This window comes from Legionella saoudiensis (genome assembly GCF_001465875.1).
Lineage (GTDB): Bacteria > Pseudomonadota > Gammaproteobacteria > Legionellales > Legionellaceae > Legionella > Legionella saoudiensis.
In genome coordinates this window covers 272,404-295,689 of record NZ_LN901323.1, presented here as the reverse complement: position 1 = coordinate 295,689, position 23,286 = coordinate 272,404, and the positions used below count along the sequence as shown (strand labels likewise).

Below are 23,286 nucleotides of genomic sequence, written 5' to 3'. Positions count from 1 at the left end.
GGCAAAGAAGTTTAAAAATAGGATTAAAAAAATAAATCATAGACTGTTACTGTTTGAATTTTCTGAAAATGGGGTAATTGTTGATGTTGGTGCTGTAGAACCCCCATACAGAGTGCTACTATTCGCCCCAATAGATACGCGTTTGGCGTTCATTTCTTTGGCAATTAACAGAAATGGATCGGTGCTATTAAATGCCGAGCTAGTTAAAAGTTCTAATTTGTGACGAATGTCTTGTCGTATTTCAAAGCCTTTCTTCGCTAGTTTGCTACCAATTTCCGCCTCATGTCCAGTTAGAAGCTTGGAGAGCATGGTGGAAAATTTGAGGCAGTTATCACGGTTAAAATCAAGATCAGTAAAAAATAAATCCGGTGTTTCGCCGAGTAATTGTCTTACCTGACGTCTTAAGGTAAACGCCGCATTGACCTCTTCTGCGAGTGCGCTGTTCGGAAAAATGTTATGAATGGTTCGCGCAAGCTTACTGCGATCTTCTTCTGGGGTTAACAACGCCAGGCGCTCGGCAATGGCAATTTCATTTTTTCCCAATATTTCGCCTGCTAAAACATTAAAGCGTTCTAGTAAGTCCGGGGTGTTTTCTTCTAATAAAAATGCATGAGGTTGTTTATTCTTATTATCTAAGATACTTAGAAGACGTATTTTTACCTGTAGGGCATCATCAATTACGGAATAAAAACAAGTATCGGCCTGTCTTGCTGAGTATAATGCTTTTGCTGCATTCTTAAGATCTTTTAATTTATCTTGAGGACAACTACTTACCAGTTTTACAGCAAATTCGAGTTGTTCGTCTTCGGATAATTCGTTATCTAATATATCTTGGTGTTCGGCGAAGGTGTCTCCAGCATCGACATCATTGAATAATTCATAAGGTGCTTTATGTTCTAATAACTCAATACGACTATAGGTCATTTAAATCTCCTTAATGTTAATGGTTGGAAGGTTTCCTACATCGCTACAGTGGTTTAATTTGAGGCTGTTTATATTTTGCCTTAAGCTTGCGAAATGTAAACAGCTCCTAAGTATTTTAAAGTTCTTTGGCGATAAATAAAAACTATGTCTAAACTTATAAAACATAGGTTTATGTGGTTTAGATCGCACGTGCATCAAGCATTTTAAATCTCCCAAAAACCCAAGATTTAAATTTGTACAGCTATAGTAACGGAATAAATTAAAGCTGTCATGAATTTAAGCTAAAGTTTTCTGAGAAAATGTCGAATAAGTTATTAGATGCACGTTTTGCCTTTTAAAATTACAATAACAACAAGGAGTGGGCAATGTCTAAAAATCATTTATTACAAGACCCTTTTTTAAATGAGTTGCGTAAAGAAAAGGTGCCTGTTTCCATTTTTTTAGTCAATGGAATTAAATTGCATGGCGTAGTGGATTCTTTTGATCAATATGTCGTAATGTTAAAGAATTCCATTACCCAAATGGTTTATAAACATGCTATATCTACAGTAGTACCATCACGAGCGGTAAAAGTTCCTACCGAGGATGGAACTGGTGGAAGCGAGGGAACTGTGGCAGACTAGGCATTTTTTAACAACATAAATTGGGAATACCCAATTTATCCTAAAAAAAGCAGCAGGTTTGCACTAAATATTCCGCGCTTTTTTTAGGTTAGTTGGCCTTTTTTGTCGGAGAATAAGTATTGTTTGAACGTCCGCAAGGTGGTGAACGAGCGATCCTCGTGCAATTGGCGCTGCCTGGGGTTGATGCTGAAAAAGCATTACAAGAATTTGAAGAGTTGGCATGTTCAGCAAAAGCTGAAGTACTGGATTGTGTTTTAGGCACGCGTGCAACACCCGAAGCCAAATATTATGTAGGCAAAGGTAAGGCAGAAGAAATTGCACAAATGGTTAAGGCTTTAGATGCTGAATTGGTCTTGGTCAATCATGAGCTATCTCCTTCACAAGAACGCAACCTAGAGCGTTTATTGGAATGTCGGGTGGTAGACCGTAGCGGTCTTATTCTCGATATTTTCGCACAACGCGCTCGTACCTTTGAAGGTAAATTACAGGTTGAATTAGCGCAATTACAACATTTATCTACCCGACTTATTCGCGGTTGGACCCACTTGGAGCGTCAAAAGGGCGGTATTGGTTTACGTGGCCCGGGTGAAACGCAGTTGGAAACCGACCGGCGCTTATTGCGTGAGCGGATAAAATACATTAACAAACGCCTGGAAAAGGTGCGTTGCAGCCGCGATCAAAACCGGCAAGCTCGCCGTAAAGCCTCTATGCCCACTGTTTCTTTGGTCGGTTATACAAATGCGGGTAAATCCACTTTATTTAATACCTTAACTGGGGAAAGCATTTATGTGGCGGATCAATTATTTGCAACGTTAGACCCCACAATGCGGCAATTAAGTTTACCCGGCTCTTCATCAGTTATTTTGACGGATACCGTAGGTTTTATTCGTGATTTACCGCATCATTTAGTGGAAGCCTTCCGCGCTACATTGGAAGAAACGCAACAAGCAGATTTATTACTGCACGTGATTGATATTTCCGATCCGCACTGGCGTGATACCGTATCCTCCGTACAACAAGTTTTGGATGAATTGGGGGTATTGGATGTTCCAGTTATCCATGTGTTTAATAAAATTGATTTAAAAGAAGATTGGGTGCCGAAAATTGATTACAGCCAGGAATGGTGTAAGGTTTGGATTTCTGCGGCGGCCAATCAGGGCTTGGATTTATTAAAAGAAGCCATTAGTACTCAATTGCATGGTGCGATATTGATTGAAGATATTCTCTTGAAACCCACACAAGCGAAGCTACGCGCTCAGCTCTATGAGCTTGGGGCGATTTTAAATGAATCGATTAGTGAAGAGGGCGATTGGTTGCTTAAAATTCGCATCACGCAGGCGCAAAAACAACGCTTGTTTGTAAGTACGGTTTCGTAATAAGTCTGGTTATTGTTGCTGATTCCCATTGGCAATTATCAATAAGAACACTGTTGTTGTAGCGAAGAAAATTAGCTGTTGGTGCAATTCGACTTCTTATCATAATGAACATACCTATAGACGAAAAAGCTTCAGCGCCACGAAAAATAATTCATGTGGATATGGATTGTTTTTATGCGGCTATTGAAATGCGTGATAACCCTTTATTACGTAACCAACCCGTCGCCGTTGGTGGCTTAGCCAGCCAGCGAGGAGTCTTATGCACCTGTAATTATATTGCTCGTGATTATGGGGTACGCTCAGCAATGCCTACGGCTAGAGCACAGCGGCTATGCCCTAAGCTAATTGTTTTACCGGTAAACATGGCCAAATACCGCGAGGTTTCTCAGGCGATTAATACCATTTTTCATCGTTTCACCGATTTGGTAGAACCTTTATCTTTGGACGAAGCCTTTTTGGATGTTACTCATTCTTCTTATTATCAAAACAGTGCTACACGAATGGCTCAAGCCATTCGCCAGGCTATTTTTCAGGAGCATGGGCTGACCGCCTCAGCCGGAGTAGCACCCAATAAATTTTTAGCAAAAATAGCCAGCGCTTGGCATAAACCGGATGGTTTGTTTGTGATTACCCCAGAACAAGTGCCGGAATTTGTTAAAACTTTAGCGGTTGATAAATTATTTGGTGTTGGTAAGGTAACCGCACAAAAATTACATCACTTAAATATTTTTACTTGTAATGATCTCTATCAATATTCATTGGCATTTTTAACGGAGCAATTTGGGAAGTTTGGCCAACAGTTATATTACCAGGTTCGGGGAATTGATAATCGTCCGGTGCAGCCTAATCGAGTGCGAAAATCCCTGAGTGTGGAAAAAACTTTGCTGCATGATATTGTGGAACCAGAGCACGCAATGGCAATCATTCGCGAATTATATGAGGATTTGCTTGTACGCATTCAAAAGCATGCTGCTGATTTAGTCATAAAAAATCAGTTTATTAAAATAAAAAATAGCGATTTTAAAGTGCTGTCGGCAGAGATTAAAACCAACCAGCCTAATCTGGAATATTATATGGGATTATTTCACAAGATAAATTTGCACCATCCTAAACCTATCCGCTTGCTTGGGTTAGGGGTGCATTTCCAACAACAACCGGTTGAAACTGAATCGTATTACCAAAAATCTTTATTTGATTAGCCATAGCCTTAATTATATTGCGGCATCAAGGCTATTTTATTAACCCATCATGGCTTCTTCTAAAGCCCTAACGTCTTGGCCACCATAGAGAGTATTCACCAGTTCACCTTGGGGGTTAAATACGAAAGTAACTGGAACGCCAGTGATATCGCCTAAACCTAAAGCAAAGGCGGGATCAGTACGTAGCGAAGGATATTGAATATTTAATTGCCTAATTAAGCGATGCTGCTTATCCAGCGGTAGCGCGTCATAATTTACGGCAAATAAGGCTACAGAATCATGCGCATGCTTGTGATAAAAACGGTTAAGTTCGGGAATTTCTTCCACACAGGTTTTACACCAGCCTGCCCAGTAATTAATGAGTACCCATTTTCCTTTCAATGAGGCAAAAGAAATTTCCTGTCCTTGAAGGTCACGCAAGAGTACATCGGCCTGACTTGCTGTAGTTATTGCCATTAATAAGACGGCAGATAGTAGCATTTTTGTTAGTAAACTCATGGTAACCTCAATTGCGGCAATCTCAACATGGGAGATAGTATAGTGAAATTCGCTATAAAAAAATAATACATTTTTTATAGTAGGTGATATTTTTTACAAAATAAGCGTCTATACTTCTTTATGATTTCAACATAACTAAGGAAAGTAATCATGTATAAGAAAATTTTAGGAATACTCGCATTAACTGTTTCTTTAATTCTTTGTCCAACTGCGTTTGCAAATTCATGTGGCGAAGGCATGAAGCAAATGTTGGAGTCTTTAAAACTGGATGACTCTCAAAAGCAAAAAATTAAACCTATTTTGGAAAACATGAAAACAACCATGCAACAAAGTGGGGACCAAATGCGGGATTTGAGTAAGCAAATCAACGATCAAGCTATTTCACCTAACATGGACCAATCTGCGGTGAGTGCTTTAATTGATAAAAAGACTAAACTAATTGGTGATATGATTAAAGCAAAAGTTAATGCTAAAAATCAAATTTATGCCGTGCTTAATGATCAACAAAAAACGCAATTGCAAGGTATGATGAAGAAAATGGAAGACAAAATGGCAGAGAAATTTAAAAGCTGTCATGACGAAGAATAATTTTCTATCACTCCTTAGAAGCACCCATCGTTATGATGGGTGCTTTTTTTCAAAACTAGATTAATTAAGTAAACTCAGCCCTTGAAATTATATTCCCAGCATCCATCTAAAAATACCTCAGTGGGAAAAGGATCTTTTTTGAACTATGCTTAAATTAGGCAGCCAATAAAGTCAATTTCCTGTTTGTACCGGGATTTTTGATTGAATAGGAGGTGGCGCCATGCATGATATTAAAGTAGAGCGATTAACTTATGGCATGATGGTGCGCGAAGGCGCAGGCGTTAAGTTGCATCGCTACATCGGTATTGAGCGAACAAATGAATTTGAGCCGTTGCTTTTACTGGATTATTTTGACAGTAATAACCCCATGGATTTTATGGCCGGCTTTCCCCCTCATCCTCATCGTGGTTTTGAAACCATTACTTATTTGCTTGATGGAAGTATTACCCATGAAGATAATAAAGGGCATAAAGGGACTATCGGTCCGGGCGATGTGCAATGGATGACTGCTGGTAAGGGAATTGTGCATTCGGAAATGCCTTCAGCAGAACGTGGGCGTTTAACAGGCCTGCAGCTATGGTTGAATTTACCTGCTGCTGAGAAAATGCGTGAGCCCCGTTATCAAGAACTTCAAAGTAGTGATTTGCCCTTAGAGCATCATAATTCTGGTGCAATAATTAAAGTGATTGCAGGTACTACCGACAAAGGAACTACCTCACCAATTACAGACATTGCCACGGCCCCTTTATTTTTTGATATAAGTTTGCCTCTAGGAAGTAGTATCCAGCAGCATATTCCCGCAGATTATCAGGCGGTGTTATTAGTAGTTTCTGGAGCGATTTTGGTTGGAGAACAATTAATACCACAAGGCGGACTAGCCAAGCTGAGCGCAGGTGATGTTTTAACTTTAAGCGCTGAGAAGGATAGCCAATGTTTGCTAATCGCAGCGGCGAAGTTGCATGAACCTATTGCACGTCATGGGCCTTTCGTGATGAATACTCCAGGAGAGGTCATGCAAGCATTGGATGATTTTCGCCAGGGTCGGTTTTAAATAAATTAGATCACCCAGGGTTTGGAGTAGGGAACCCTGGGTTGCTTCGCGGTATTCGCAATTAACAGTATTTAATCCTTCACCGTACATTAACCATTTGCCAACCATTGGCTCAACAATAACTCCATTGTTTTACGCGCTTGTTGTAATGAAGCTGAATCATTAAGCGATGGCCTATGCAAATCATCACAATGTGCTGCACCGAGAATTAATTGATAATTTAGATTTGAGTTGCTGGCGTTGCCATTTTTTTCTGCCAAGGACAAGGTTGACCAGGGGTCTTGTTCGCCATTGGTAAAGAAAATTTTAGATACTAAGGCGTCCATTAAGGGATAATAAAAGGTAGCATTAAGATTCGTGGTTTGCGCCGGTTGTGTCAACTGAAACAAACGCTTACATACCTGATGGTGATAATCTAAATTGATTAAAGTCGAGCGTGTAGATAACTGCGGATTCGGATGAGCATTTTGCCAGTACCCGTATTCCGTACAGGATTGATAATACCATTGCCGCATCGATAATCTCTGGACATCTGGATTAATCGTTTCATCCATCGCTCCCTGTGCGGTAAAATCAACCGCATTAAGCCCTGAGCTTTTATACAGGTCATGAGCTATTTCAGCATAACCAATCAGAGGGCTTGCACGGGAGGCAAGTGTCGCACAAAATTTTTCTTTTTCGCCATACTGTACAGCGCCAGCACCAATATCTGCAATTAGGTAGAGAAAATCGATTGGGTCTACCACGTTGCTTGCGCCAAAGAGCTCTTTTATTTGCGCCAATTGGCTTGGGTCATCTAAGCTTGCTTCTACGGTATGGACTACTTCTCGCATCAGTTCGGCACATTGAGGGCCGACTACCTCTGTAACATGCTGGTCATATTCAATGAAATCTTCTTTCGCCATTACAGGCGCGGATGAGGCTAGAGCCCCGGCCACTAAATAGGGGAATTTTAAGCGATAATAGGCAGAAAGAGAGCCAGGGTATGAACCACCAAACGCAATCCAACTTCCGGTCCAGTTTTTTTGTTGGCTAATGTGGCGTTGGAAATAAGCTAAATCATCCAATGCGGCTTCCGTAGTTAAAAAACGTAAGTTTTTAGTCGATAAGTTGGTAACGGGAATGCTGGCACCATAGTACCGATGCTCTAAGGCGATGAGTTTGGCATGAAATTTTTGCGCATAATGTCTAATTGCTCCGTTAAGGGCACTGGGGTTACAGGTAGCCTCTCCACAAATATAGAAAAATACCGGTGCATTAGTTTCTGGGCCGTAGTTTTCATCAATATAGTAGCGTTGTGAAAAGCTACCTCGGGCAGGATTGTTATGGTCAATCAATTGTTGGAAATGGTATTGCTGAATGGTCGCCACGTTATGGATGCTGTTTTTTGCTTCCAATTGCTGCTGCATGTAACGTTCAACAGGGCCTGCATGACTTAATAAACTCATGGCGTATAAACTTGCGCCGAGGGAAATAAATTTAGTATTAAACATCATCATCCTTAATTGCGTTCAGATCGTTTTTGTGGCATTATGTTCAAAATCTAATTAGTGAGTAAGATTTATGTTGAAAAAAATCCTTGGAATCACATTGGCTTGCTTTGCGGCCGATGCTTTTGCAACGGAAACTGTAAATTTATATCACGCTCCATTAAGTAATTTAAAGCATTTTCCCTTTAAGCAAGGGGTAAAAAAAATGACCGCTCGTTCCACGAGCAGCAATGCGACCCCCGACTCTACGAATGCCAGTGTTTTACAGGAAGTGAATCAAACCAAGGAAGACTCCCAGATCATTACCCGCTATCAGCAACTGTACCACGGCATTCCCGTAATTGGTGCCCAAGTGATGATTAGTGCTGGAACCAATTCCAAAAGCGTAACGAACAGCAATGCTCAAGTAAATGGACATTTGCTTGACAACATCCAGCTCAATACTCAGCCCACCCTAAGCAAGCAACAGGCCTTAGATGTCGCGAAAAAATCCTGGCTTACGTTTAATCCACAAACGCCCACTCAAGCCGAACAGGTTGAACTACAAATCCGTGCCGAGTCGGATACTGAGTTAAAGCTGGTTTATCAGGTTTCTTTTAAAAGCATGGAAACCAATAACAAGCCGGCCTGGCCCTTTTTCCTTGTCGATGCGCAAACTGGAGAGCTCCTTAAACAGTGGAATAATGTGAAGAATTTTGCTGACGTGGGTCCTGGCGGTAATGAAAAGGTTCATGAATATTGGTACGGCAAAGAGGGTTTGCCTGCATTGGAAGTAAAACAAATGGGGACTGTATGCACTATGGAATCTCCCATGGTGAAATTAGTTAATCTAAATTCCGCTTGGGATTGGAGTGGCAGGATTTCTACCCCATTTAGCTATCAATGTAATAATAATCAAGAAGAGCGCATCAATGGTGCTTTTTCACCAAGAAATGATGCTTATTATTTTGGGCATACAATTGTGAATATGTACCGCGATTGGTATGGGGTAAATGCTTTGCAAAAACCGGATGGTTCGCCTAGCCAGTTGGTCATGCGCGTGCATTTTGGTTCGCATTATGATAATGCATTTTGGGATGGTCAATACATGTCCTTTGGTGATGGCGCGCAAATGTATCCTTTGGTGTCGTTGGATGTAGCAGGCCACGAAGTAACCCATGGCTTTACGGAGCAGCACTCAAACCTTGAGTATTATGATCAATCCGGAGCCTTGAATGAGTCCTTATCGGATATGGGGGGGCAGGCTGCACGTGCTTACTTATTGGAAACGGCGCCACAACTGTATAATAAGGTGTATTTGGAAGCGAATGTAATTACTTGGGGAATCGGGGAAACGATTATGCGTGATGAGTTTGGCAAGGCGTTACGCTTCATGGATTACCCTTCATCAGATGGAAGCTCTGCCGATTGTATGGATAAGAATTTGGCACAAAGCAATGGTGCTTATTGCGCGATTAGCTATGAGGATGTAGTGAATTATGCGCAGGCAAATATTCCTGGACCACAAAACCAGCAAAGTTTTATTGTACATACCGCCAGTGGCATATTTAATAAAGCCTTTTACTTAATGGCGAAAAATATTGGTATTAAAAAAGCCTATCATATGATGGTGATTGCCAACAGTAAGTATTGGACTCCAACTACCAATTTTGAGCAGGGCGCTTGCGGTGTACTTTATGGCGCACGAGATTTAGCGGTTGATACCGACATGGTAAAAACGGTTTTTGGCCAGGTAGGTGTTCCAACTACCGCCTGTGCTCTTTAGTCACTGCTGTCTGCGCTGCGAATTCTTCCCGTATTACGATTTCGTCTAATACGGGTTACAGGCTAGTTTATTTATGACGCATTGAGCTCGTTTTTTGCTCTAAATGCTGTCTGCCAATCAATTTTTAGTGTATAATAATCTGCTCTTTTTCTTAATTTTTTTCTTTTTCAATCAGGAATGGAATGACTAACTTTTTGATTATCTTGGGTATATTAGTATTAACCCTGCTTTGTGTTGGCGTAATGGTCGTTAAGCTTTATCGCCAACCAGCAGAACCGCTCTCTCTGATTCAATATGTGAAACTTACGCTGAGTGGATTTATTGCTTTTATTGCCGATACCCTGGGGGTTGGTAGTTTTGCCGTTAACATTACGCTTGCCAAATTAATGGGCACTTTTCGTGATGATGAAATGCCTGCGGTGAATAATGGAGCGCAAGTAATTCCGGGAACGATTGAATCCTTATTTTTTATGCGATTAGTCGATGTGGATATGACGACACTACTGATCCTGGTTGGTGGCACCTGTATTGGAGGTTTATTGGGTGGTTTTGTGATGAGCCGTCTGAGCAAACAGGCGGTACGTTTAGCCATGATGTGTGCTTTTGCCGTAATTATTTTTCTATTAATCGCGCATCAATATCGTTGGCTTCCCATCGGTGGAGAGTTAACCGCGCTACACTCCTGGAAATTAGTTATTGGCTTTTTTGCGTTGATGGTCTGTGGGGCCCTCACTTCGGTCGGAGTGGGTTTATTTGTGATGGTTCAAGGTGTATTGTTTTTGCTGAACGTATCGCCAGCCGTTGCCTTTCCCATTATGACTACTGCTGGAGCCATGCAGCAGCCCTTAACAACCCTAGTCTTTTTACAACAAGATAAAATTCCTTTAAAGAAAACTTTGGTGTTAAGCCTTGCAGGATGTCTTGGGGTTTTAGTGACTATCCCCTTGTTTAAGCACTTAACGATTAGTTGGCTGCATTTATTACTTTTATGCATCCTTGTTTATAATTTTCAAGCTGTTACGCGTACTTATTTGCGCAATCGCCTGGGCAAACGTTACGCGCAAGTTTCCTCTTCAGTACCGCTAGCAGCTGCAGAATAACTTCCTCGCTAGTACCCAAGGGCAACAAGCATTTTGGAGTCGCTTGGGTATATAGTATAATTAGCCCCCATTTTATTAAAAAAGTATGTACTATGGATGAGCCAGTCAGTAAATCACAGAAAAAAAGAGATGCCGATTTTTTACAAAAAACCGGTGTGAAGTTTATCGATCTTAGTTTGGCTAAGCTGGATTTACTACCTCTTCCTGATAATCTTTACAAGGCAATTGTTGACGCGAAAGCCATTAAAAGCCATGGCGCCAAAAGAAGGCAGGCGCAGTTGATTGGTAAATTGATGCGGGCCGCTGATCATGAAGAAATTCTTGCTGCTTATGAACGCATCGTCGAGGAAGAAAGTTCGGTTACCGCGTCATTTCATGAGGTAGAAGTTTGGCGTGACCGCTTAATTAATGAGGGCAAGACCGCATTAACCGAATTTATTGAGACTTATAATCCGGAAGAAGTTCAACAATTAAGACAACTCATCAAAAAAGCAGTGGATGATCAGCAAAAGGAAAAAAATACCGGTGCTGCCAAAGCTCTTTTTCGCTATTTAAGGTCATGCATTCTATGAATTATTCCTTATTCGTAAGCTGCCCCCGAGGGTTAGAATATCTATTGGAGGCAGAAGTAAAAGCTTTAGGCTTAGCCGTAACTCGTGTTAGTCCGCAAGGAGTTTATGGCGAAGCCAGTCTCACCGTTATTTACCAAATATGCCTTTGGTCGCGAATTGCCAATCGCGTTCAACTTATTCTGTTTAGCGGCTATGGTAGTACGGAGCAAGCCCTGCATCAATTATGTACGGATTTTCACTGGCAGACAGTTTTTTCTCCAGATAAAACATTGGCTATTGAGTTTCATGGCAGCTCGGAACATATCCGCAATACGATGTTTGGCGGACAAGTAGTCAAAGATGGGATCGTTGATCATTTTCGCCGTTTGAAAGGAGAGCGTCCTTCGGTTGATAAAGAAAACCCGCAGATTTTAATCCATGCCTATTTGAAAAACGATCAAATTACCGTAAGTTTTGACTTAACCGGATATAGCTTGCACCAACGGGGTTATCGGACTCAATCTGGCAAGGCTCCCATTAAAGAAAATGTGGCTGCAGCCTTATTAATTCGTGCTAAATGGCCAGAGTTGGCAGCTCAAGGTTATACCTTACATGATCCGTTTTGTGGCTCGGGCACCTTGGTCATTGAAGCGGCCATGATGGCAACGCATGTTGCTCCAGGCTTATTGCGTCAGGATCAATCGTTGCAATACTGGGCTTCGCACCAAGAGTCTTTATGGGAAAAATTACGCTCTGATGCCTTGCAACAGGTTAAGCCTTTATCCGTTAAATTATTAGGTACCGATGCGGATCGTAAAGCAATTGAGCTTGCGCGTGCAAATGCCGAGCGCGCAGGGGTGGCTCCTCTAGTCGAATTTAATATGCTGGCAATGACTCATATTAAAGCGCCAGTAGGAAAGGGCTTATTAGTCAGTAATCCTCCTTATGGTGAGCGTTTGGGCGATACCACCCAATTAGTACCTGTGTATCAACAGCTAGGCCAGGCCATGCATGAGCATTATCAAGGCTGGAAAGCGGCAGTAATTACCTCAAGTCCTATTTTAGCCAAAGCAATAGGTTTACGTTCTAATAAGCAATATACCCTGTACAACGGCGCGCTAGAGTGCAAATTATATTGTTTCGATATTAGCGGTAGGAATGAGTTGAAAGGGGCAATGAGCAGCACCTTATCTGAAAATGCGCAAATGTTATGTAATCGCTTAGAAAAGAATTACAAGCACTTACATAAATGGGCGCAAAAAAATCATATTTCTTGCTATCGCGTTTATGATGCAGATTTACCTGAATATGCTTATGCAATTGATATTTACAATGATTATGCTGTACTGCAGGAATATGCGCCCCCTGCAAGTGTTCCTGCCCACAAGGCAGAGCGTCGTAGTTTAGAGGTATTGCAAGTTGTGCCCCAAGCTTTAGGTATTGCCGCAGATAAAGTGGTGGTGAAACAGCGTAAACAGCAAAAGGGCAGTGAGCAGTACCAAAAGTTAAGTCAAACTCGTCATACGATGGTGGTGACTGAAGGCCAAGCAAAATTAAAAGTAAACTTGTACGATTATTTGGACACGGGTTTGTTTTTAGATCATCGTCCAATTCGTTTAAGTTTTGCGAAATTAAAACCCGGCATGCGTTTTCTTAATTGTTTTTGTTATACCGGGACGGCAAGTGTGCATGCGGCATTAGCTGGGGCGCAAACAACGAATGTGGATCTCTCTAACACTTATTTACGCTGGGCGGAAGAAAACTTCCGTCTAAACCATTTGGATTTATCGCGCCATCAGTTTATCCAATATGATTGCCGTGAATGGCTACGTATTACACGGGATCGTTTTGACGTGATCTTTTTAGACCCACCCAGCTTTTCTAACTCAAAGCGCATGGCGGATACTTTGGATATTCAACGAGATCACGTAACGCTGGTGAAGGAGGCGATGCGCTTATTAAATCCGGATGGAACTTTATATTTTTCCACCAACTTCCGTCAGTTTAAGTTGGATCCACAGTTGCTGGAGAAGTATGCGGTGCAGGATATAAGTGCGCAAACAATCGATCAGGATTTTAAACGGAATCATAAGATCCATCATTGTTTTAAAATCAGGATGCGCCAGTTTGCATAAGCTGGATTGTTAAGTCCAGCGATATCTCTGTGTGTCTCCAATGCTGGGCTTAACAGCCCAGCCTACATCACTACAATTTATTTTCTTCAATTACCCCGCCATAAATTTGCGCCTGCAATGGTTTCATGTATCCAGCCATGAAAAAAAGCTCCGCCACTAGAAACAAAGGAGCAATTAAAAGTTGGGATAAATTATCCATAAACGCAGGTTTTTTGCCCTCAATGTAATGACCATAAAGCTGTAGGCCCCAACCGGCAACGAAGGTAATAATAAATGCCCAAATACCTAGGGTGGTTGGCCCATCGGCACTAAACCAATGAGCGATCCACAATAAAAACAACATAATGGGGGTAATGGCTAAAGCCAGCTGCCAATTTAAAAGAAAATAATAGACTAAAATGGCAATGGTCGCGAACCAGGCAAGATTACTGACGAAAACTCCGGGAATGATAATTTGAATGAAGCCCAATAAAATCATCAAAGAAAGAACAATCAGTGGAACTCCGGCAAAATGCGTATAGCGAGTCGTAGCGTTTTGGTGATAAGTTGCATAAAACTGTGCTTGTTCAACAAAGGATTTCATTTTAGTGTCCAAATAGTAGTTTTACTCTTAAAAACATAGCACATAATCATGAAAAGCAATAATAGGCTAGTTAATCAAAAGTATAAGTTCCTACCATGTAAAGCACATTACCGTTGCTTGAGGAGCCAGGAATATAAGCAGCTTTTAGAGATACTCTATGGATAAAAAATCCAGCCCAAGGAACAGCTCCTGGGAATGGAATATTATGCATGATGTCTGGACGTGCAGTGATTAGCACCGAATAACCTAATCCCGCTTTAATGTCTTTGTTGAGTGAGGCCACAAACAAGTGGGCGTAGCCAACTACGGGTTCCACATTTTTATGGGAATCGAGAAAAGCAAAAGCATAAAGACCGTGCCAGTTGCCCCGCTCATCAAAAAAGCCTTTGCCTAATCCACCGCCCCATGCCAATTCATTATATTTTTTCTCACGTATGCGCTTAGGGCTATAAGTATAGCGGTTGTGCCATGCGTATCCTGAAATGTAAAGGTCGGTTTTACCTTCGGTCCATATTTGGTGAAATCGTTGACAAACGGGTTTAAAGAATGTGAGCCAATGGCTGCAATTTTCTGTTTTTTCGGCAGAAAATGCGGTTAAGGAAAACAGCATTAGTATGCCGATAACTAACTTTCTCATTTAAATTTAACCTATAACCAGGCTTTTCAACTAGAATTAAAAGCATAGTCTTTAATGCAATGTGTAACAATAAAGCCATAAAACAGGGTGCATACTATCATGGACTTGTTTCGCAAAAAAGAGATTAGTAGCTCATTGGAGAGTGAATCGCAATTAAACAGATGTTTGACCGCAGTTGATCTTATTTTTTTCGGGGTGGGGGCGGTTATTGGGGCGGGGATTTTTATTTTAACAGGTGTCGTTGCGGCAACCAAAGCCGGGCCGGCAATCGTTTTTTCCTATGTGCTTGCGGGAGGTGCTAGTATTTTTTCCGCCTTGTCTTATGCTGAGTTGGCGGCAATGATTGGTGGTTGTGGCAGTGCTTATGGTTATGCGTATGCCGGCTTTGGTGAATTAATTGCTTGGGTTGTGGGCTGGGATTTGCTATTAGAATATGCTATTTCGGTATCTGCCGTTTCTGTGGGTTGGGGCGGGTATGCAAATGATTTTCTCATGGCCATAAAAATTCATCTTTCTCCCTTGTTTTTGCATGGGCCTGCTTATGGAGGCATTGTAAATTTACCGCCTGTATTCATTATTGCCTGCTTAACTGCACTATTAATTGCAGGTGCAAAATCCAGTTCGCGAATGAATAACCTCATTGTAACGATTAAATTATTAGTCATCCTTTTATTTATTCTTATCGCCATTAAAGAGGTGCGTGTTGAAAATTGGTCGCCTTTTCTGCCTTTTGGTTGGGTGGGGGTGATTGATGGGGCTTCATTAATATTTTTTGCCTATATTGGCTTTGATGCGGTTTCAACAGCGGCGGAAGAGGCCATTAATCCGCAACGTGATATGCCACGCGGTATCATTGGCTCTTTAGTAATCTGTACGGTCTTATACATCATCGTCGCGGGTTTACTCACTGGCATTGCTCCATACTCCTCCTTAAATGTAGCCTCTCCCATTAGTCATGCATTATTACATCTTGGCTACAAAGCCGCTGCAGGACTTATTAGTGTGGGCGCAATTGCAGGCTTAACTACCGTTATGCTGGTATTGTTTTATGGCTTGACGCGCGTTATTTTAGCGATGTCGCGTGACGGGTTATTACCAAAAAATATTGCAAGAACTACTGAAAATCAGCGTACGCCAGCACGAATTATTTTGCTATGTGGTTTTCTTATGGCCATTTTAGCTGCATTTGTTCCCATTGATGTTTTGGCTGAATTAGTGAATATCGGTACCTTATTTGCCTTCATTATTGTGTGTATCGGTGTATTGTATTTACGATATAAACACCCTGAGTTAGAGCGGCCATTTAGAACTCCAGGAATGCCTTACGTACCGCTTTTAGGTGTATTTAGCTGTCTGTATTTGGTCATACACCTGCCTTGGGTTACCTTGGTGCGATTTATCGTTTGGATGGCCATTGGCTTGTTCATTTATTTTATTTATAGCTATAAAAATAGTGTTTTAGCCAAGAAGAGCTCCGCAGAACACAAATTAATACCTTAGTCCTTGTTTACTGCACTCGATGCAAATTTTTATTTTTCAAATACATATCAGCGAAAATCTTTAATTGAAAAAGGCTTTAAAAGGGTACAAACTAAGGCCCTCTTTGGTTAAGACAGGAGTTGGTAACGAAATGGAACAGTTACAATCAGTGCATGCTCAGGATAATGCTATTGACAGAAAAGCAGAGAAAACGTTGATTACCATTGGGGATGGGTGCCGGTTGACGATTGCATCATCGCAACTTTTGACCCAGCAGACGACATCAATCGCTTTATCATTACAGGCTGCTCAATCTGTGGATGCAGCGTATCAATTTTTAAAAATTCATGTTGACTCTCGCGTACCTATTTATGGTGTAAATACCAATTTTGGTGATCAAGTACGTTATATTGACGCGGCTATTAAAGAAACGGAAGCTATGGATTACCATAGTGAGATTAATGAACGTCAAGAAAATATTATCCGTTCCTTATCTTGTGGTTTAGGTAGTATCGTATCTCCTCATATTGTGCGGGCAACGATGATGCTCCGTGCGCATTGCCTGGCTCAAGGTTATTCGGGAGTCCATCCTGAATTAATTAATGCTTTGGTGGATTTTCTGAATGCGGGAATTACCCCGATAGTGCGCTGTTATGGTTCTATTGGTGCCAGTGGTGATCTTATTCCTTTGGCGATGATTGCTGCTGCATTAATTGGGGAGGAGGTTGCAGTTAACTATCAGGGCCAGGTGATGATGGCGCCGGAGGCAATTCAGCGCGCGGGGCTTAAAGCATATAAACCGGTAATGCGCGATGGTTTAGCACTGATCAATGGCACCTCATTTATGACGGCAATTGCCAGTTTAGCCTTACATGATTTGCAACGGCTTTTTCAGCAAATGCTCGCAGCTATTGCAATGACGCTAGAAGCGTTATTGGTGATTAATAGCGCCTACCATCCTATGGTGCATCAATTAAAACAACAGGTAGGTGAATGCAACATTAATCAATTTTTTATTGATTTTTGGCAGGGTAGCCAATTATTAACCGATTTAGATGAGTTACGCGCCACAGACTATACGCACAAGCCCGTACAAGATTATTATTCTATTCGCTCCGTCCCCCAAGGGTTCGGCCCATTCCAGGAAAATCTGCAACGAGCTATTGTCTGGATTGAAAATGAAATGAATTCAGTCAATGATAATCCTGTCATTGATGTGGCTGAGCAAAATATCCATCATAGCGCCAATTTCATGGGCTACTATGTGACCGATGCTTGCGATATTTTGAAAATGAATATTGCTCAGGCCTCCACCTGGATCCATGCTCTGCTGGCCAATTTAGTACATCCACGTAAAAATCATGAGTTACCGGTGAATTTGGTCCCTAACCCCAGTAAGCATAATGGGTTTCGTTCCATGCAGCTCTTATCGGCGGCCTTGGCGGTACAAAACCGTAAGTTGGCGCAATCGCATCAAGCCTATACCCTACCTACGGAAGGCGATAATCAAGATGTGAATAGTTTAGGGACTCATGCTGCTTTGGATTTTCAGGAAGCAGTTGCGAACTTGGAACGGCTTACTGCAATCTTACTCCTTGCGGCCAGTCAGGCCTTGGAGTTACGAGGTATTGAGAAAGCCAGCACGAACGCGCAATCCATTTATAAGGTAATCCGCCAATATTCACCAACTCTAGAACATTGTCGTCCCATGTCGGAAGAAATTGCCACCATTATTAATTTATTAAAAGATGGAGTTATTTAATGTTGGCTTATATGTTTCCTGGACAAGGCTCGCAAAAACGAGGAATGGGTCATGGTTTATTCGAACAATTTCCTGAATATACGGCTCAAGCAGATGCATTACTGGGTTATTCCATACGCGCTTTATGCCTGGAGGATAGCCAGCAACAGCTTAATAATACCCAATATACCCAGCCGGCACTGTATGTCGTTAACGCCTTTTCTTATTTGCAGGCACTAGCGGAGGGGCAACCTAAGCCTGATTATGTCATCGGACATAGCTTGGGCGAATATAATGCACTATTTGCCGCTGGTGTTTTCGATTTTATTACTGGTTTGGCTTTGGTTAAAAAACGTGGGGAGTTAATGAGCCAAATGAAAGGAGGGGGCATGGCTGCAGTGGTTGGCTTATCAAGTCAAGAACTGACCTCCCTACTCGATGAGCACGGACTGTCAGGAGTTCGGATTGCCAATTATAACTCTTACCGGCAAATGGTTATTTCAGGGCCGCAGGCGGATATTCAACAGGCACAGTCCTTCTTTGCTGGGCTGAATAAGGTTTCATTTATTCCCTTATCAGTGAGCGGGGCCTTTCATTCGCTGTATATGCTCAGTGCGCAACAAGCTTTTGCCGAATTTGTGCAAGGTCTGGAGTTTGCTACTCCCTGCATTCCGGTAATTGCCAATGTCGATGCGGCTCCCTACCATCCTGCAGTGGTTAAAAGCAATTTAATTCAGCAGATAGCGCAACCGGTATTATGGACTAAAACCATTGAATATTTACAGGCTAAGCCTCATATTCAATTTCAAGAAATTGGTCCAGGAACGGTATTAAGTGGTTTGTTGCGCCGAATTAATAATAAGGCGTAGCAGTATGATAGGGTAGGTTGGTCTGACCAACCTACCAATTAACGACAATTGCCCACAACAATAACATTAGATACAATGAGTTAGATCTGTTTAAAAGGACGTTAACGTGCGACAATTCTCTCATTTATCCTTTGCCCTTGTTTCGTTGTGCTGTGCTTCTCAAGCCTTGGCCTCTGACTTTAGTTTGCCTTTTGTGAATTCAGCCGGTTTAGGGGTTGCCTATGCAGATTGGGCAACGGCCACCGATGATGCCAGTACGGCTTATACGAACCCAGCCGGCATGGTGAAATTGCCACATCAACAGGTGGTTATTAATGCTTTGGGGATTACCGGTACGGCCAATTTTACGGGTAGCGCACGTACGCCTGCTTTTCCATTTCCTGAGCCGATTGTGCAGTCTGGCGTGGCTCACAGTGGAATTAATGCCTTTATGCCTTCCTTTTATTATACCGGGCCGCTGACCCAGCGTGTTAGTGCCGGTGTGCATTTTACCACCCCATTTGGATTAGGTACGAATTATGGTTCCACCCCGGATGTAATCACACGCTATGCTGCAACACGTTCCCAGGTGATTGGTATGGATATGGGGCCAAGCCTGGCGGTTAAAATTAACGAGCGTTTTTCGGTTGGCGCGGGTTTTGATGCGTTACGGCTTGCCTTTACGTTAAATAATAAATATGGACCTCCTCTTTCTTCTGCGGGTGATTCAACCCTAAAAAATCATTTAACTGGCTGGGGTTATGGATGGAATGCTGGCGCTTTATTTGAGGTAACTGAGCAAACGCGGATTGGTTTTAGTTATAATTCGCTAATTTCTATTCACACTTCTGGCCATAGCACCGTTTATGCTCCAGATAATGGTCCCGCACTCTTTCGTACCTCAGCTCAAAAAACCGATGCCGCACTACCTGCTCGCGCTCAGTTAAGCGTGCAACATGATTTCACCACGCGTTGGACGGGGATGTTTACCGCATTTTATACGAATTGGAAAACATTTAATAAAATCACCATGAAGCACACGGAAACTCCATTTGGTATGCCTATGTCGGTGACTATTCCCTTCAATTATCATAATTGCTTTGATTATTCCGTTGGGGCGACCTTTAAGGCGACGAATAAGTGGTTGCTGCGTGGTGGGGTGCAATTTATTAATACGCCTTCTAATAACCAAGACCGAGGCGTTGCTGACCCGATAGGTAGTGCTACGGTTGCTGCAGTGGGGGCGCATTTTCAAGCCGCAGAGATGTTAGGTTTTGATTTTGGGGTGGGGCATTCCTTCTTTAAGCAAATGCCGATTAATTATGCCTCGCAATTGACAGCGCTTAAAGGGCATACAAATACGCAAACAACCGTAATTGGTGGTCAGGTGAATTGGAGTATTGGCTAAAGATTCCTAAAGAAAGATAGTTTATTTTTTGAACTATAATTAATAAGAACCCTTATAAATTTTTAAGGAACCAAGGAGTAATATCATGGATTTTAATCACCTAATGAGCCAAAGTCCTAAAGTCCTGACTGTACTTGAAGCCATAAAAAATGATCCTAATTTCTTAGAAGAATTAAAAGCAAGCCCTCAAGAGGCTCTGAGTAAAATTGGCGTCGAACTTGATGAAGAAGAATTAAGTTTAGTACAAAAATTAGAAAGTTTTGAAGAAGAGGCGGAAGGATTCTTCAATAAAATAAAAGGCTTATTTGGCTTTAAAGATACTCACTAAGACAATCTTAAATAGAGCCTGGTGTTTGCAGCCAGGTTTGTTTTAAAAGCTAATCAGATACCCATTCTAGGTTAATGGTTTTTTTATTATTTCTAGATGGCCTTTTTAATAAAACTGGTTACCAGCAATTATCCCATCTCTGCAAAAGTGACTACCGCATTACGGCCTTTTTTCTTAGCTGCATATAGGGCTTTGTCTGCTAATTCGATAAGCTTTTCTGTATCTTCGCTGTCGGTTGGGTACATGGCAATACCAATAGAGATACTTATGGGGCCAATGGGCTGAGCGCCATATTTCAGGCGTATTTTGGTTACCGCAAGTCTTATTTCTTCTGCTCGTGCCTGAGCATTTTTACTATCTATATCATGAAGAATAAGAACGAATTCCTCCCCTCCATATCGGGAAGCCAAATCTCCGGTTCTCGTGGCATGCTCTAATACGGAACCAACTTCTTTTAATGCCATATCGCCAGCATCATGGCCGAAGGTATCATTAATTTTTTTAAAATGATCCAGGTCAAGCATTAAGATGGCAAATGAGCTCTTTTCGCTTTTAGCGCGTAATTTTTGCTTAAAAAGCCCATCCTCCAGGAAACGTCGGTTAAATAAACCGGTTAATGGATCGCGTATGGATTGATGGCGTAAGTTATCCCGTAAGCGCACATTAGCTAAAGCTAAGGCGGTTAGTTCTGCAAAGGCGGTGATAAGAAGCTGCTGATCGTGACTTAATGTGAATGATTCTTTGGAACTTTCCATATACAGTAAGCCATAAATATCGTTTTGTGCCATTAGGGGTACACACATGATGGTATTTGTTATGCCATCTTCGAAGTGGAAATGATCACAAACCAGTTCATGATGGGATTTAACGATTTTATGAGGGCGTCCAAGCCTAATTGCCCAGCATTGTTCAGGGTTAAAAATAGATTCCTGCGCGGATGGTTTTCCCCAGCTGCCCACCATTTCTAAGAAGTTTTTTGAGGGATGCATAACATAAAGATAGCCACTGCAAAAGTTGAGTAATTGTTGGGCATACTTACCCATAATACTGCTTAATTCCTCCAAAGAATTGGTGGCAAGCATAATATCGCTCATATCAATCATGAGGGTTATTTGTTCGTTTTTAATCTCTAATTCTTTGATGCTGGCAGTTAGCTTTTTATAGGACTCCTCCAGTTCGGTGTGTTCGCGCACGCGATTAGTGATATCACTAACATTATGCACCAAGCCATGGATCTCATTACGATCATTAATAATAGGGCTGGAGCTTAACTCAAAAATATTCCTTTTTCCTTCGTGCTCAAATTCAAGAACCGTAATTTCTTTGTCGTAACGTAGAGAGTCCAGCCAGCATTGAGTCAATGTACGTTTATTGTCTGGAACATTGGCAAAGGCTTTTTCGAATGTCATCCCTTGGGTTAAAGAGCAATCAAATATTTTTTTAAATTGCGTTTGATACAATTCATTAAAAATTTGCACTTGGTGGCCTTCATCTAAAGCTGCGATACCATCACTGGTACTTTCAAGAATTTGTTTTAAGTAATTGCGCACATCGCGGTTTTTGTGCTCAATAATTTTACGGTTAATTAATTCAAAATTCGCCAGTATGAAGGGCACGACGAGTAGGACCATACTAAAAATACTACCAAAAATGATAAAGAGTTCGCTGGCATAGACGCCCTGCATTAAGGCGTCATTTCTATCTTTAAGCAAAACTTGTTCTATTGCTTTGATTTCTCCGCCTAAACTTTTTGCCTGCTCGGAAACTTCATTATTTTCATAAAAATTTGCCAAGCCCGCAGGCGTGTTAAATTGCTCTTTGCTTTTTAGTTCAGCTATCTGGGTAAGCAATGCAACGCGCTCTTCGGCTAATTTAATAAATTGCAGTACTCGTGCATTTTGCTCGGCATAGTCTCTGGTAAGGGTTTTGAGTTCATTTAAATAGTTATTCAGGGTTGGTTTTAATGCTTTTACATCTTTGAGAAAATTGTTGTTCTCGGTAATTAGATAAGCGCGTTGGGCTGATTCCATTGCGGTTAGAGTATACAAGGCGCTATCCACCTGCTCGATTACTTCATAGGTATGCACAACCCAGCGATTGGCTTCTGTTAAGGATTTAAGTTGCCAATAGGATTTACCACTAATCATCGCTAAAATTAATAAGGCGATAATAAATAAACTATTCAACATGAATTTGTTTAACTTAATTGGCCTTATTTTCCAAAGAAAGCTTGGCTTTCTTTGTTTGTTTTCATGCCTATCCATTGCTTAGCTCACAAATTTATGTGTACAAATTAAATTATAGCCACCTTTGATGCGTTTCTCGAATATTGCCCTAGAGGCTTGAGCCTGCTAGGAATATAAGTAAGTCTTATGTGCTATAGTAAAATCATGTACTCTGGTTGCGTACAATCAGGGCTTCTTATAAATGCTCAGATCTTAATCCCATTATTGAACGAATTACTGCCATTATGAAGGTAGCTTGCGAAAACTTACGGCCAGGCGATTCCAGCCATTAATGGCGATAATGGCCATAGTCAGATCTACTGCCTCCTGCTCATTAAAATGAATGCGCATTTCTTGGTATATCTCATCGGGTACATGGGTTTCTGATAATAAGGTAACCGCCTCAGCCCAAGCTAGGGCTGCTCGTTCCTGTTGCGTAAAAAATGGGGTCTCACGCCATACCGCAATGGTATTTAATCGTCTTTGTGATTCCCCTGCTTTAATGGCATCGGCGCAATGCATATCAACACAAAAGGCGCATCCATTGATTTGTGACACGCGCAGCTTTATCAGTTCGAGTAATAATTTATCTAAGGTAGAACCATTAACATATTTTTCAACACCCATCATCGCTTTAAGTGCTTCAGGCGATGTTTTATAAAAATCGATCCGTGTATTTGCCATTTGATGCTCCATGTGAATTCCTGCCTTTTTGCATGGGATTATTCCCCAAATCA

The 23,286-nt window shown here is 41.6% G+C and carries 21 protein-coding genes; 14 read left to right on the top strand and 7 right to left on the bottom strand.

Going from position 1 to position 23,286, the window contains the following annotated elements; translation table 11 throughout:
* Nucleotides 1-36 precede the first annotated feature (36 nt).
* Nucleotides 37-924, bottom strand: coding sequence for a lpg0008 family Dot/Icm T4SS effector (locus BN3124_RS07660; protein WP_058534210.1), 888 nt, complete (start codon nt 922-924; stop codon nt 37-39).
* 365 nt (nt 925-1,289) lie between these two features.
* Between BN3124_RS07660 and hfq the strand changes: the two genes are divergently transcribed.
* From hfq to dinB, 3 genes are all read left to right on the top strand, one after another.
* On the top strand, nt 1,290-1,547 hold the full coding sequence (hfq, locus tag BN3124_RS07655; RefSeq protein WP_058534209.1) for an RNA chaperone Hfq: 258 nt from the start codon (nt 1,290-1,292) through the stop codon (nt 1,545-1,547).
* 119 nt (nt 1,548-1,666) lie between these two features.
* The gene (gene hflX / locus BN3124_RS07650) at nt 1,667-2,923 is read left to right on the top strand and encodes a ribosome rescue GTPase HflX (protein ID WP_058534208.1); all 1,257 of its coding nucleotides are present in this window, start codon (nt 1,667-1,669) and stop codon (nt 2,921-2,923) included.
* A gap of 104 nt (nt 2,924-3,027) precedes the next feature.
* Nucleotides 3,028-4,122 (top strand): DNA polymerase IV, encoded by a 1,095-nt coding sequence (gene dinB, locus BN3124_RS07645; RefSeq protein ID WP_058534207.1) that lies wholly within the window; start codon nt 3,028-3,030, stop codon nt 4,120-4,122.
* Between the two features lie 39 nt (nt 4,123-4,161).
* On the opposite strand, the gene BN3124_RS07640 is transcribed toward dinB, so the two are convergent.
* Nucleotides 4,162-4,620 (bottom strand): TlpA disulfide reductase family protein, encoded by a 459-nt coding sequence (locus BN3124_RS07640; protein WP_058534206.1) that lies wholly within the window; start codon nt 4,618-4,620, stop codon nt 4,162-4,164.
* Between the two features lie 150 nt (nt 4,621-4,770).
* Here BN3124_RS07640 and BN3124_RS07635 point away from each other — a divergent pair, with 150 nt between their 5' ends.
* Both BN3124_RS07635 and BN3124_RS07630 read left to right on the top strand, forming a co-directional pair.
* Entirely contained in the window at nt 4,771-5,208 is a 438-nt protein-coding gene (locus tag BN3124_RS07635; RefSeq protein WP_058534205.1) for a Spy/CpxP family protein refolding chaperone, read from the top strand.
* Nucleotides 5,209-5,428: 220 nt separating this feature from the next.
* The gene (locus BN3124_RS07630; protein ID WP_058534204.1) at nt 5,429-6,259 is read left to right on the top strand and encodes a pirin family protein; all 831 of its coding nucleotides are present in this window, start codon (nt 5,429-5,431) and stop codon (nt 6,257-6,259) included.
* A gap of 89 nt (nt 6,260-6,348) precedes the next feature.
* On the opposite strand, the gene BN3124_RS07625 is transcribed toward BN3124_RS07630, so the two are convergent.
* Nucleotides 6,349-7,752, bottom strand: a complete 1,404-nt coding sequence (locus BN3124_RS07625) for a S28 family serine protease (protein ID WP_230849118.1) — start codon at nt 7,750-7,752, stop codon at nt 6,349-6,351.
* Between the two features lie 70 nt (nt 7,753-7,822).
* Between BN3124_RS07625 and BN3124_RS07620 the strand changes: the two genes are divergently transcribed.
* From BN3124_RS07620 to rlmKL, 4 genes are all read left to right on the top strand, one after another.
* Nucleotides 7,823-9,514 (top strand): M4 family metallopeptidase, encoded by a 1,692-nt coding sequence (locus BN3124_RS07620; RefSeq protein ID WP_058534202.1) that lies wholly within the window; start codon nt 7,823-7,825, stop codon nt 9,512-9,514.
* A gap of 182 nt (nt 9,515-9,696) precedes the next feature.
* The gene (locus BN3124_RS07615) at nt 9,697-10,614 is read left to right on the top strand and encodes a sulfite exporter TauE/SafE family protein (protein ID WP_058534201.1); all 918 of its coding nucleotides are present in this window, start codon (nt 9,697-9,699) and stop codon (nt 10,612-10,614) included.
* Nucleotides 10,615-10,706: 92 nt separating this feature from the next.
* A complete protein-coding gene (yjgA, locus tag BN3124_RS07610) occupies nt 10,707-11,186 on the top strand; it encodes a ribosome biogenesis factor YjgA (protein WP_058534200.1) in 480 nt (159 codons plus the stop codon).
* Nucleotides 11,183-13,300 (top strand): bifunctional 23S rRNA (guanine(2069)-N(7))-methyltransferase RlmK/23S rRNA (guanine(2445)-N(2))-methyltransferase RlmL, encoded by a 2,118-nt coding sequence (gene rlmKL / locus BN3124_RS07605; protein ID WP_058534199.1) that lies wholly within the window; start codon nt 11,183-11,185, stop codon nt 13,298-13,300. The genes yjgA and rlmKL overlap by 4 nt, the downstream gene beginning before the upstream one ends.
* Before the next feature lie 70 nt (nt 13,301-13,370).
* Here rlmKL and BN3124_RS07600 read toward each other — a convergent pair whose 3' ends face one another.
* Nucleotides 13,371-13,883, bottom strand: coding sequence for an Mpo1 family 2-hydroxy fatty acid dioxygenase (locus tag BN3124_RS07600; RefSeq protein WP_058534198.1), 513 nt, complete (start codon nt 13,881-13,883; stop codon nt 13,371-13,373).
* 70 nt (nt 13,884-13,953) lie between these two features.
* On the bottom strand, nt 13,954-14,520 hold the full coding sequence (gene pagP / locus BN3124_RS07595) for a lipid IV(A) palmitoyltransferase PagP (protein ID WP_058534197.1): 567 nt from the start codon (nt 14,518-14,520) through the stop codon (nt 13,954-13,956).
* 99 nt (nt 14,521-14,619) lie between these two features.
* On the opposite strand from pagP, the gene BN3124_RS07590 reads away from it, so the two are divergent.
* From BN3124_RS07590 to BN3124_RS07570, 5 genes are all read left to right on the top strand, one after another.
* A complete protein-coding gene (locus BN3124_RS07590) occupies nt 14,620-16,020 on the top strand; it encodes an amino acid permease (RefSeq protein ID WP_058534196.1) in 1,401 nt (466 codons plus the stop codon).
* A 130-nt stretch (nt 16,021-16,150) separates the two neighbouring features.
* Entirely contained in the window at nt 16,151-17,761 is a 1,611-nt protein-coding gene (locus BN3124_RS07585) for an HAL/PAL/TAL family ammonia-lyase (RefSeq protein ID WP_058534195.1), read from the top strand.
* Nucleotides 17,761-18,609 (top strand): ACP S-malonyltransferase, encoded by an 849-nt coding sequence (gene fabD / locus BN3124_RS07580; RefSeq protein ID WP_058534194.1) that lies wholly within the window; start codon nt 17,761-17,763, stop codon nt 18,607-18,609. The genes BN3124_RS07585 and fabD overlap by 1 nt, the downstream gene beginning before the upstream one ends.
* A 106-nt stretch (nt 18,610-18,715) precedes the next feature.
* A complete protein-coding gene (locus tag BN3124_RS07575) occupies nt 18,716-19,996 on the top strand; it encodes an OmpP1/FadL family transporter (protein WP_058534193.1) in 1,281 nt (426 codons plus the stop codon).
* A gap of 85 nt (nt 19,997-20,081) precedes the next feature.
* Nucleotides 20,082-20,324, top strand: a complete 243-nt coding sequence (locus tag BN3124_RS07570; RefSeq protein WP_058534192.1) for a hypothetical protein — start codon at nt 20,082-20,084, stop codon at nt 20,322-20,324.
* Nucleotides 20,325-20,452: 128 nt separating this feature from the next.
* On the opposite strand, the gene BN3124_RS07565 is transcribed toward BN3124_RS07570, so the two are convergent.
* Nucleotides 20,453-22,588 (bottom strand): diguanylate cyclase, encoded by a 2,136-nt coding sequence (locus BN3124_RS07565; protein ID WP_058534191.1) that lies wholly within the window; start codon nt 22,586-22,588, stop codon nt 20,453-20,455.
* A 204-nt stretch (nt 22,589-22,792) separates the two neighbouring features.
* Nucleotides 22,793-23,233, bottom strand: a complete 441-nt coding sequence (locus BN3124_RS07560; RefSeq protein WP_058534490.1) for a carboxymuconolactone decarboxylase family protein — start codon at nt 23,231-23,233, stop codon at nt 22,793-22,795.
* Nucleotides 23,234-23,286: the final 53 nt, after the last annotated feature.